The 11,055-nt window shown below is 33.5% G+C and carries 10 protein-coding genes; 5 read left to right on the forward strand and 5 right to left on the reverse strand.

Annotated elements, in window-relative coordinates; translation table 11 throughout:
* The coding region (locus AC3DU7_RS13410; RefSeq protein ID WP_488039840.1) for an ammonium transporter at window positions 1–1,622 on the forward strand (1,622 nt) is incomplete at its 5' end.
* Here the strand turns inward: AC3DU7_RS13410 and AC3DU7_RS13415 are convergent.
* The 4 genes from AC3DU7_RS13415 to AC3DU7_RS13430 all read right to left on the reverse strand — a co-directional run bounded on the left by AC3DU7_RS13415 (window position 1,623) and on the right by AC3DU7_RS13430 (window position 7,478).
* On the reverse strand, window positions 1,623–3,575 hold the full coding sequence (locus AC3DU7_RS13415; RefSeq protein ID WP_488039841.1) for an ATP-binding protein: 1,953 nt from the start codon (window positions 3,573–3,575) through the stop codon (window positions 1,623–1,625).
* A gap of 543 nt (window positions 3,576–4,118) precedes the next feature.
* On the reverse strand, window positions 4,119–5,378 hold the full coding sequence (locus AC3DU7_RS13420; protein ID WP_488039842.1) for an ATP-binding protein: 1,260 nt from the start codon (window positions 5,376–5,378) through the stop codon (window positions 4,119–4,121).
* 29 nt (window positions 5,379–5,407) lie between these two features.
* On the reverse strand, window positions 5,408–6,703 hold the full coding sequence (locus AC3DU7_RS13425; RefSeq protein ID WP_488039843.1) for an ATP-binding protein: 1,296 nt from the start codon (window positions 6,701–6,703) through the stop codon (window positions 5,408–5,410).
* 208 nt (window positions 6,704–6,911) lie between these two features.
* Complete coding sequence (locus AC3DU7_RS13430; RefSeq protein WP_488039844.1) at window positions 6,912–7,478, reverse strand: Uma2 family endonuclease; 567 nt, start codon at window positions 7,476–7,478, stop codon at window positions 6,912–6,914.
* Between the two features lie 178 nt (window positions 7,479–7,656).
* Here AC3DU7_RS13430 and AC3DU7_RS13435 point away from each other — a divergent pair, with 178 nt between their 5' ends.
* From AC3DU7_RS13435 to AC3DU7_RS13450, 4 genes are all read left to right on the forward strand, one after another.
* Window positions 7,657–8,286, forward strand: coding sequence for a Uma2 family endonuclease (locus AC3DU7_RS13435; RefSeq protein WP_488039845.1), 630 nt, complete (start codon window positions 7,657–7,659; stop codon window positions 8,284–8,286).
* Between the two features lie 71 nt (window positions 8,287–8,357).
* Window positions 8,358–8,753, forward strand: a complete 396-nt coding sequence (locus AC3DU7_RS13440) for a nuclear transport factor 2 family protein (RefSeq protein WP_488039846.1) — start codon at window positions 8,358–8,360, stop codon at window positions 8,751–8,753.
* Window positions 8,754–8,914: 161 nt separating this feature from the next.
* The gene (locus AC3DU7_RS13445) at window positions 8,915–9,166 is read left to right on the forward strand and encodes a type II toxin-antitoxin system RelN family antitoxin (protein WP_488039847.1); all 252 of its coding nucleotides are present in this window, start codon (window positions 8,915–8,917) and stop codon (window positions 9,164–9,166) included.
* Between the two features lie 173 nt (window positions 9,167–9,339).
* Entirely contained in the window at window positions 9,340–9,564 is a 225-nt protein-coding gene (locus AC3DU7_RS13450; RefSeq protein ID WP_488039848.1) for a DUF433 domain-containing protein, read from the forward strand.
* Window positions 9,565–9,679: 115 nt separating this feature from the next.
* Here the strand turns inward: AC3DU7_RS13450 and AC3DU7_RS13455 are convergent, their stop codons facing one another.
* Window positions 9,680–10,666, reverse strand: coding sequence for a heme o synthase (locus AC3DU7_RS13455; RefSeq protein ID WP_488039849.1), 987 nt, complete (start codon window positions 10,664–10,666; stop codon window positions 9,680–9,682).
* Between the last annotated feature and the right edge of the window lie 389 nt (window positions 10,667–11,055).

Below are 11,055 nucleotides of genomic sequence, written 5' to 3' on the forward strand. Positions count from 1 at the left end.
ATGAAATGACTAATAAAAACTGGTTCTCACGTTTTAGGTATGTATGTTTATTTTTAGCAACTATCGTAGTTTTGATAAGTTGCCAAAGAGCTTTAGCTAATGATGGCAGTAATGATTTTGCAGCAGTAGACAATATCTGGCTGTTATTAGCTGGCGCTCTAGTATTTTTTATGAATGCTGGTTTTGCTCTTTTGGAAGCAGGTTTATGTCGCAGCAATAACTCTATTAATGTCTTGGCGAAAAACTTAATTGTTTTTTGTGTGGCAGCGATCGCCTTTTGGATGTTTGGTTTTGGTTTGATGTTTGGGGATAATCCAAATTATCCTTGCACTAAAAATGTTAATCAAAATGACCAGAAAATAGAAACTCTTTGGGGGCATTTTTCTCCAGGAACTGAATATAATCAGTTCGAGCCAAAGTCACAATTTATTCTACTGCCAAAAGAAGATAATCCACTAGGTTTTCCTAAAAATAAATTTTTTTGTCTGGAGCGTCAGTTTCCCAACCGTTCCATAGCTTCTCTATTTTTCTTTCAATTAGCATTTGCTGGAACCGCAGCTACTATTGTTTCTGGAGCAGTAGCAGAAAGGATTAGGTTTTGGGCATTTTTCTGGTTTAGTTTTATCTTGGTAGGATTTTTATACCCTATTGTTGGTCATTGGGTATGGTCAGAATATGGTTGGCTCAAACAAGCATTTAATTTTATAGATTTTGCAGGTTCTACTGTTGTTCATACTGTGGGAGGAACTGCTGCTTTAGTGGGTGCTTTTTTACTTAAACCTAGATGGGGTTACTTTGAATACAATGCCCAGGAAGATTTAGAAGAGGATGAAGAGTCAGAAGTACTTTCTCGTAAGTTTCGGGAGCAACCTTATTATCCAAGCAATTTGACATCTGCTACCCTTGGATGTCTGATACTCTGGTTGGGTTGGTTAGGTTTTAATGGTGGTTCAACAACCGATCTCACAGAAGTAGGTCATATTATCGTAACTACTATTATGGCAGCGGCAACTGGCGGGATTTTTTCTACATTAGCTACACCATTTACTGCTTTTTGGTATGAACTATTTGGCAACAATTCAGAGACAGGAAAACCAGATCTTTCATCACTAATTAATGGTATATTAGGAGGCTTAGTTGGAATAACTGCTTCTGCTGCTTATGTAGATGTTCCTATTGCCATTTTCATAGGTGCTGTTAGTGGAGTCATTGTTGTTGTAGGTAACGTATTTTTAAAACTTCTGAAAATTGACGATCCAGTAGGAGCTATTCCTGTTCATCTCTTTTGTGGATGCTGGGGTACTTTGGCTGTATCTTTTAGCCTAAACCGCACTGAAGTATATAAGGAAACTTATAATTTCGTGGAGCGATTATTGTGGCAAATGTCAGGATGGTTAATTGTTTTTATTTTTACTCTTTTCCTCAGTTTAATAATCTGGATATTAATTGGGTTTACCTTATACTTATTTGACAAAATAATTAGAAAGGAAAGAGCTTTGTCTCAAGAAGGAAAGCCATTGGAAAAAATAGTCAGAGTACCAAGGCAAGGAATTAGAGTAACACCTAAAGAAGAGTTAGAAGGCAGCGATGGTTTTTGGGAAAATTCCAGAGAGGAATATTAATTAATTATCTAGTGAGAGAGGAAATACTGAACATTGATTTTTTAATTCTTTGAGTTTTTCCTCTACTCTATATGTATCATTCAGTGTTAAACCATCTTGATAATACTCATCAGAAACCCATTTTTCTAACTTTTTGACAACAGACTCTTTATTATAATAGTTATTTGTAATTTTACAATATGACTCAACCGCTTGGATAAACTGACCAGCTTCGGTATGAACTTGAGCTTTTTGGTCATACAGTTCATCTTTATTTCTATCATTCTTGAATGAATAAGCAAGGCAATCATTTCCTGATTGATTTTGTTCAATTATTTTTTCAAGCACCCTTATTGTGTTTTCATCAGACAATCTGTTATCAATTAGCACCCATCTTTTAAAGATTGTTTTAATCTTAGGAAAATCCTGATATTCACTGGTAATTTCACAAAACGCTTCTATACCTAGATCGAATTTTCCAGCATCCACTTGAGTTCGCCCATAGTAGTGCAGTACGGTATTATATTTTGCATCCAATTCATAATCAGAATATGGGCATTGTTTGTCTAAACTTTCTTTTTCTCTAGACCATTCAGATCTAACTTTTTCGATGACTTCCGATTGCTTTCTTGTGTCTCCTAAAGCTTTGTTGATTTGCTGTGATAGGTTGAAACATTCTGATTCGGTACGTCTAGGATTTTCCGAGATAAGAATCCTAGAAAATACAAACAATCCTAAAGTACCTACAGTGATAACAATAGCAAGAAAACCAACAAATTGTTCAATTGAAGGAGGTCTGTTGGGTGGATTTGTGGGTGTTTTAGACATAACAGTTTTTCTTCTTTTCCTCTCCTTTTCGTCAAGTAAGGGATGGTTTTTCAGTAGCCAAATACGGACTAATTCAACTTTTATTTTATAACCTCTGCCATATTTTTCCAAAAAGCCATATTCCACTAAAAGTTTTCCTGCATTTATTAAAGCAAGATTTTGTCTTTTCTTAGTTTGTTTTATAATCTTTAGTGGGTCTATGATACCTATTTCTTGTGCTTCTGCTACTGCTTTCAAAAATAACTGTTCAGGTTCATTTAAAGCAATTAGGAAGCCTTTTAATACTCCCCCTCCTCTTGTCATTACATTCTTTTGACTTAAGCTTACATGGTGAGAAGTTACTCTGTTTATTTTATTGAGGTCGCAATATTCAAAAATAGATTTGCATAGTAGTTGTGTTAAAGAAGGATGCCCTTTTAAAAGTTTCCAAATAGCATCAATAGCCTCTGGTTCATATTCTAGTTGTCCTTCAGCTGGTTCACGAATCAGCTTTTCTGTACTCTTCTTATCAAGTTCTGTAACTCTTATTATTGATTTTTCTGGGTCTTGTTTCCAGAAACTTTCTAGATAGTTGATTTTTTTTACTGGCTTCCCAAAAACTAGGATAGCAAAAAGTCTATTTTCCCGTTCAACAGCTTTTTTTAAGTTATCAAATAAGTCTTTTCCTTTTCCTTGAGAATATGTTTCTTCATCTTCTCCTAAAACATCAAATTCATCTAGGAGAAAAACTACTTTTTCACCTGATAAATATGTGTTAATAATCTTTGGTAAAAATTCTCCAAAAAAAGTATCTAGATTATTTGCTAATTTTTTTACTTCTTCAGGAATTCCACCAATATCTTCAATAATCTTCTCAGCAAGATGATCTAGTATTTTAGGGATTTCATAATGTTGTTCACCTTGAAATGAAAAATTAACAAACTTAAAATTACTTTTATATCCAGTCATAAATTGAGGCAAACATTTGAGCAATGAACTTTTACCAATACGTCTCTGGACTTCTAACAAAGTTATTTGTTTATTGTTTATTAAATTAGATTTGATTTGTTCAATAGTTTTTTCTCTTCCATATAACTGTTTTTTTTTATCGATTGGCTTACCAAAAATATAAGGATTTATTGCTGAATTATAATTGTTTGTATTCATTAAAAATAAAGAATTTATTATAAAAATTTAGAGACTATAAGTTACACTAATATGGCGGTTTTCATCTCAATAAGATACAGTATTATTCTATATTCCTTGTTTCGTTATTCCGGCGCTTCAGTATTCCCTAAAATCAAAAACTGATGCACCTCATCTGTATTGATATAGCATTTATCAAATACATCATTAGTAATATCAACAGGACTTACACACGAACACTAAGTCTAGCGAGGGTAAATGCCATTTGCGTTCCGCAAAGCTCCGCTTCATAAGTTGCGGAGCAAAACGTCCCTACAAATGGCGTTTTCAAAGTGAATTTGCGTAAGTCCCGATCAATGTAACAAATTAACACTACAGGTGATTCCCCCCTCATACCCAAACCCTTCATTCCCTTCGCCTTCCTCAAAAAATTCAAATTACTTTTCTACAGCATACATAACTTCCAGAATATTCGCTACTTTACACTGAGAGGCCAATTAAGCGACAGTTAGCAAGTATATGCACGACAAATTATAACTTGATAAAACTAATATTTTCGGTTGTTTAATTAGTATGCGATCGCCCCCAATTAAAAAGGCCAGCATCCCAAATTTGCTGGAGCCAGAATTTTTGAGGAAATAATTCATCTATTATGTTTATTTCTGTTTCTAATGAATGTCGCTTTAATAACCAAAGCCGAAATAATTCAACTTTTACTTGATAAATAGGAATTATCCTTTTTCCTAAATCTTGTTCCCCTATTTTGTTTAAAAATCCCAAATCAACTAAATTTTCTGCTGCTCTAGTTAATTCTTCTTTCATTTTTTTTGTAAGCTTTCCATGATGCCTTTCTAATATCACTAATGGACTCATAATATTTGATTCAGAGGATTTTGTAGCTATTTTTTGAGCTTCAGCTACTGCAGATAGGATTAATTTTTCTCTCGCAGAGAAAATTTCTAGAGAAGATACAAAAGCCGCTTCACCTTTTGCTAAAGATTCATCTATAATTGCTTCTACATCCTGACGAGTTACATTCCATCGGTTAAGATTTCTAGCCTGTTGAAATAAATTAAAACATAGTAATTGAGTATAGTAAGGATGTCCGCCTGCCAATTCCAAAATTTCCTCAATTGCTTCAGGTTCATATTCCATAATTCCCTTAGCGACCTCAGTAATTAAATTTTCAGTGTCAGACTTATTCAGTAATCCCAATTCTTGGCGGGGTAATTCTCTACTAAACAAATCACTAATAGATTCTAGGGTATTTTCTCGTATTCCTAAAAACAGAATAATAAATAATTTTTTTTCTCTATTAATTAGTGAAATTAAGAAGTTGATAAACGGGTTGATTTCTGTACAACTATCATCCCATAGAACATCAAACTCATCTAAGAGTAGAACTACACTTTTCCCCTTTAAGCTATCGTAAATCTGTTTTAAAAAAAATCTGACAAATCGTCGTGGCTTTGCTTTTATATCCTCCTGACTAGGAATAGTTATGGTGTTTCTTGATATTCCCAACCAATCAATTATATCCCTAGCAAAGTCATACAATATTTCATCCAAAGAATAATGATGTTTATCCTCTAGAGAAAGTGGAATAAAAACAAACCCATCTACACCAACATACCGAGAAATATAATTCATGCAGGAAGTCATGCCAATACGTCTTTGTCCATGTAATATAATTACCTTTGCCCTAGAAGTAAGTTGCTCTTGAATAAAGCTTACAATTGTTTCACGTCCATATAAGTATTCTGGAGCAGATATTGGGCGACCAATAGTGTAAGGATTTTTAATCAAAACCATTGTTTTTTGCATTTTAATAACTATATTTGATTAGGTTTGCACTACTGTTGTTCTTCTGATTTATTGAAAGGGTTAATTCCTGATATAATTTTAATAATAGCTCCTCCAATTTTTATAATAGAAGGTACATTCTTTTTAACTTTATTTGCTTGTTTTTCAGTAAATTTTATACCAAATTTTTCAAACAATATTTTCTCTTCCCGAGGGTCTGAAATCTTTTCAGAAAATTCCTGAACAACTAAATCTTCCATTAAAGAAGAAGAAAAATTATATTTGTCCTGCTCTGGGTTCTTATAGATAACACCTTTTTGCTGCAAATTTGTCAGCGTATATCTATTTCTATCAAATACTTTATCTATATCATCAACAGAATAACTCTTTCCACTTACCTCTCCATTTAAGTTATCAATTACAATCCGCAGTAAAAGGTTTTGTTCATCCGCAGTCAAATCTCTCCATATATCCTTGAATATTTGTTCAGTTTGATTTTTAAATTTTGCTTTAAAAGTACTAATATTAATATCTTGCTCCAATTTAGAAAATATATAACCTGCGTGTTGAAGTAATATAGGATATTTACCAGTAATTTCTAACACTTTTTCTTTCTGAATATTTTCAGGAATTGAAATACAAAAAATTTCATTAGGATCAAAAAAATATCTATCAATATCCTCCTGACTAAAAGGTTTTAAATCTACATATAGATAATGATTATACCAAGGAGAACCACCACGAGGAATCTCAGGGCCTAACTCATCCAATTTTTGGAATGCAGCAACAACAGTTGAGAAATATTGACCTTCTGTACTATGAACTGCTAGATTACGCAACCCACTTAAAAAAGTTTGTATTTCTTTAGATTTATCCAGGTTATTAATATAATTTTCTGGTGTACTAAGTATTACATGATAGTCATCTAATAGTAATAATAAAAATTTATCTTTTTTCCCAATATGTCTAAGTATCTTCCGTATATCTCTTATTTCTATTGTTTCTGCTTTTAGTAGCTCATCAATCTGACTCTGTAAATCTGAATCACCCTCAGCTTCATTTCTTAACTCTTTTAAGACTTCTTGCCAAAAACTCTTTGGTGTAAATGGAGCCTCGCAGATGTAGTAAACAATCAAAGCCTCTGAAAAATTCAACCCTTTTTCTTCCCAAAAATTAGGAGATTTTATATAGTTAAGTAAAGATGATTTACCCATGCCATAACTACCATAAATAGCTGCATGACCGCGATTATTAATTTGGTCAAAAATTGTGTAGAGTTCAGATGTTCTACCGACAAACTTATCTGGAGGAACTAGGTCATAAGGAAAGAATTTAGTTGGTGGCATAATTTAGATAAATTATTTTACTTTTAGCTTTACTATAATTATTAATTATATCAGAAGCTAAAAAAGAATACTTAACCGGGAAAAAATCAAAAAATCAAAGTATCTAAAAAAGGTGTGAAAAAGGTTGAACTTTGATGATAGTTTTCAAGTTTCAGGCAGCAGACAGAAATTACAGATTTATGAGTATTACCTTTTTTGAAATTTAATATTACTCTGACTCATCAAATATTGGTGGCCATAGTTCTGAAATTGATATCTCCCAACCAGGAAATAATTCGGGAATACTCAATATGTCATTATTAGTAAGTTTAATAGTTTTACCTGTGGGGCGATAAACTGTTACTATTTCTTCGTCTGGATCGATTAAAATTCCTACTTTTGCTCCTAGTTGTATATACTTTTCCAACTTTTTTTGTAGAGATTTTATCCTGTCGCTTTGAGATTTTATTTCTACTACTAACTCAGGCATAATTTCCCCAAAATAACGAACACTCCGTGGCAAAAGTTCTGCACTTACAAAAGATACATCTGGTGCCTTGAGATTACTATCAGGTAAAATAAAACCACCACTAGAATCAAATAAACGTCCCAAACGACGAGGCTTAACCCAGTTACCTAAAAGTCTCAACAATTCTGCAGTAATTTCACTGGATACAATATCTGAAGGTCCCATGACTGATATTTTTCCGTCTTCTAATTCTAATTGATAGTCTAAACCTGCTTGTGAAAGAGTTTTTTGTACTATTTCTAAATCTTTGACTGTAACATCAGACATAATTTTGCTTTCTTCCTATTTGATGATGATATTATTTTAAATTAAGTCACTACTAATATCATATCCGGATAATCAGTTATAAAAAAACCATTATCCTTTTAACCTTTTATTCCCTCCTGCTTTCTGCCTTCTGCTTTACTTTCCCCAAATTATAAGTATTTGAAGATAATATAACGCCATGACTAAAACTTTATTTAAACCAGAAAACAAAACAGTATTAACTGGAGTCAGATGGGAAACTTATCAAGCGTTATTGTTAGATTTAGCAGAAAATCCTAGCAAAAAATTGACCTATGACAAAGGTGCATTAGAAATTATGACTCCCTTGCCAGAACATGAAATTAATAAAGACTTTTTAGGACGACTGGTACAAACAACTACAGAAGTATTAGGGTTAGAAATATCAAGTCTTGGTTCAACAACATTAAGTCGAGAAGATTTGCAAAAAGGAATTGAACCAGATGAATGTTATTACATCACCAATGAAGCATTAGTACGAGGTAAAATTAAATTTTACTTTAATATAGATCCACCTCCAGACCTAGCAATTGAGATTGATATTACCAGTAGTTCCTTAGATCGTTTAACAATTTATGCTGCTTTAGGTATCGGAGAAATATGGAGATTTGATGGGGAAAAGTTATTTATTTATTGTTTGCAAAATGGCAATTATCAGGAGCAAGAAAAGTCAAATGTTTTGCCAATTTTATCCAAATCAGTTATTTTAAACTTTCTCACTAGACGAGGAGAAAAAGGAGAAAATGCTTTACTTCGTGAGTTTCGTCAATGGTTATTACAAAACTTGTAGATAATAGTTAGGTTGAGTTCAGCAAAGCATATTGTAAACTATTAAAATAACTCTATTTATTGGAATTTATTATGGATAATCCTGTAGCTAAATTTTTCGCAGCTTTAAAAGATAAGGACCTTGATCGCGCTTTAAGTTTAGTTGCTGAAGACGTGGTTTTTGAAGCACAAGGACCAAATACTGTTCCTATTTATGGTAAATTTATTGGCAAAAAAGGCGTTGTCGAATTTCTTTCTATTCTCGGCGAGCTTTTTAATACTGAAGCTTTTGAAATTTATAAATTAGTCGCTGTAGATAATTATATTTTTGCCCATGGTTATATGCAGCATCGAGTTAAAAAAACAGAGCGAATTTTTAAGTGTGAATATGCTCTAGTTTGTACCAGCAAAAATGGACTAATAACTTCTTATAAAATGTTTGAAGATACTGCTGCACTGTCAGAAGCTTATAGTAGCGATCGCTCCTGAAAAAGGTTGGCAAATTATCCACTATAGCAAGAGCAGCAGTAGTAATTCCATAGTGGGAAACTAACTATAATTTATGATGAAAATTGGTAGATAAATACTGACTCTATTTTTACTGATAAACTGTAATGTAATTCACCTAAACTACTATAAAAATAACACACATGAAAGCCATTGAAGTAACAGGAACTCTCGATGAAAAAGGGCAATTATTCCTCGATCACCCCATTGAAAATTCAATTTCAGGAAAAGTACGAGTTATCCTACTCTTTCCCGAAGTAACAGAAGAAATTGAACCCGATCCAGATGATACTCCAGTTGAAGAAATAAAAGCTAGTCTTAGGAGAGCATTGCAAGAAGCAAAATCTGGACAACGCATTCCCCTTTCTGAAATGTGGGAGGGAATAAGTAAGTAGACAAAATTATTTGTATATAAATTGATTGTTGATTCTTTGATAGCTCTATGACACAGTAATCAAAAATGCACAATTAATTCTGTCCAGGTATTTAGATTCCGAATAATACTCCCTAATATTAAATAATTAAGAATTACAATAATAATCTAATCAACTAAATTTATCAACTAAATATGTCAGAACAAAATATTATTACTATCGAGCCAGGAAAACGTAGTGGAAAACCTTGTATTCGAGGCATGAGAATAACTGTCTACGATGTACTTTCTTATCTAGCTGGGGGGATGACTTATGAAGAATTATTAGAAGATTTTCCCTATTTAACAAAACAGGATATTTTAGCTTGTCTTTGCTATGCTGCTGAACGGGAACAACAAACTTTAATAGTACCCAAATGAAACTTTATTAATTTTCCACATACCATAATTTTTTATATTTGTAAAACTACAAATTGTCAAACAAAAAGGCAGGCAAAACGCCTACCTCAAACAAGATTTTATTATTTAATTAACACTAGGATACAATTGCCATAGCACTACTAATCAAAGTCTGAAAATTATCCGCAACAGCAGTAGTAATTCCACGAGTAAAAGGTAAACTGTCAATCACCATTACTAAACACAACAACATCATGTAGTAGATGGAATACTTAAACAGCGATCGCGCCACATCTCTATTAGAAGGCTCTTTTAATAATAGCCAAGCTTTCTTAAGAAAGACTCCACCGAGCAAAGTTGCTAATACTGCATAAACTGCTCCACTCGCGTGCAATGGATAAACCAACAACAACGTCATCGGAATCAAAATCAGACTATAAACCCAAATCTGTTTAGCCGTTTCCTCATTTCCTTCAATTACAGGTAACATTGGCACACCCACTTCCTTATATTCATCGCGAATATAGATTGCCAAAGCCCAAAAATGAGGGGGAGTCCAAATAACTATAATTGCAAAAAGTAACCAAGCTGCCCAACTCAATTCACCTGTAACAGCAGCCCAACCTACTAATGGAGGAATAGCACCCGCAGCACCGCCAATTACAATATTTTGTACGCTATGACGTTTTAGCCAGTGGGTGTAAATACCAACGTAGAAAACTATTCCAGACATTGCTAGTAGTGCTGCTAGTAAATTAGCAAATACTGTGAGCAAAGTAAAGGATGTAGCCGCCAAAGCAAATGCAAAAATTAGAGCATCGCGGGGTTTGACTCTACCGGAGGGAATGGGACGCCAGCGAGTGCGCTCCATAATATAGTCAATATCGCTGTCATAGATACAGTTGATAGTGTTAGCTGCACCAGAAGCTAATGCACCACCTATTAATGTCACGAATAATAGAAGGGGAGAAACTTCTCCTTTTGCTCCCAACCACATTCCGGCTGCAGTTGTAATCAGTAGCAGTAGAATAATTCTAGGTTTTGTTAGTTGATAATAGCTTTTAGCTACTTGTAAAATATTATCATGGCGTCGTGGAAGACGATGAGAAATAACTTCTTGCATAGATTCTTAGTTTGTTAATTTTCTGTTGAAACTGGTTATTATTTCCGCAGTCTGAAGTTTATCGGCAAATAAAAACGGATAGGTTGTGCCAGTTAATTTTTGATGTTAGCCAGTTTGAAAAATTTAGTCCGATTGAATAGTTATACAGCATATTTCGGGCAAACGATCTACAAGGGATAAATGGTAAAATTCTTGTAGTGCGGGCATCTTGCCCGCTAGATGTGTACCTCACCGATAGCTGACAGTGCTGTAATTAGAGCTTCTTAGTAAAGTTTGAGCAATAGGTATAGATAGGGCTAAAGCCCTACTACAAACTGTCGAACACTCTAGAGACAACTAACCTTTCTAATCTAATAACTCACAAAAGAGGGGTATATTACTGTATCTAT

Source organism: Okeania sp. (genome assembly GCF_983059655.1).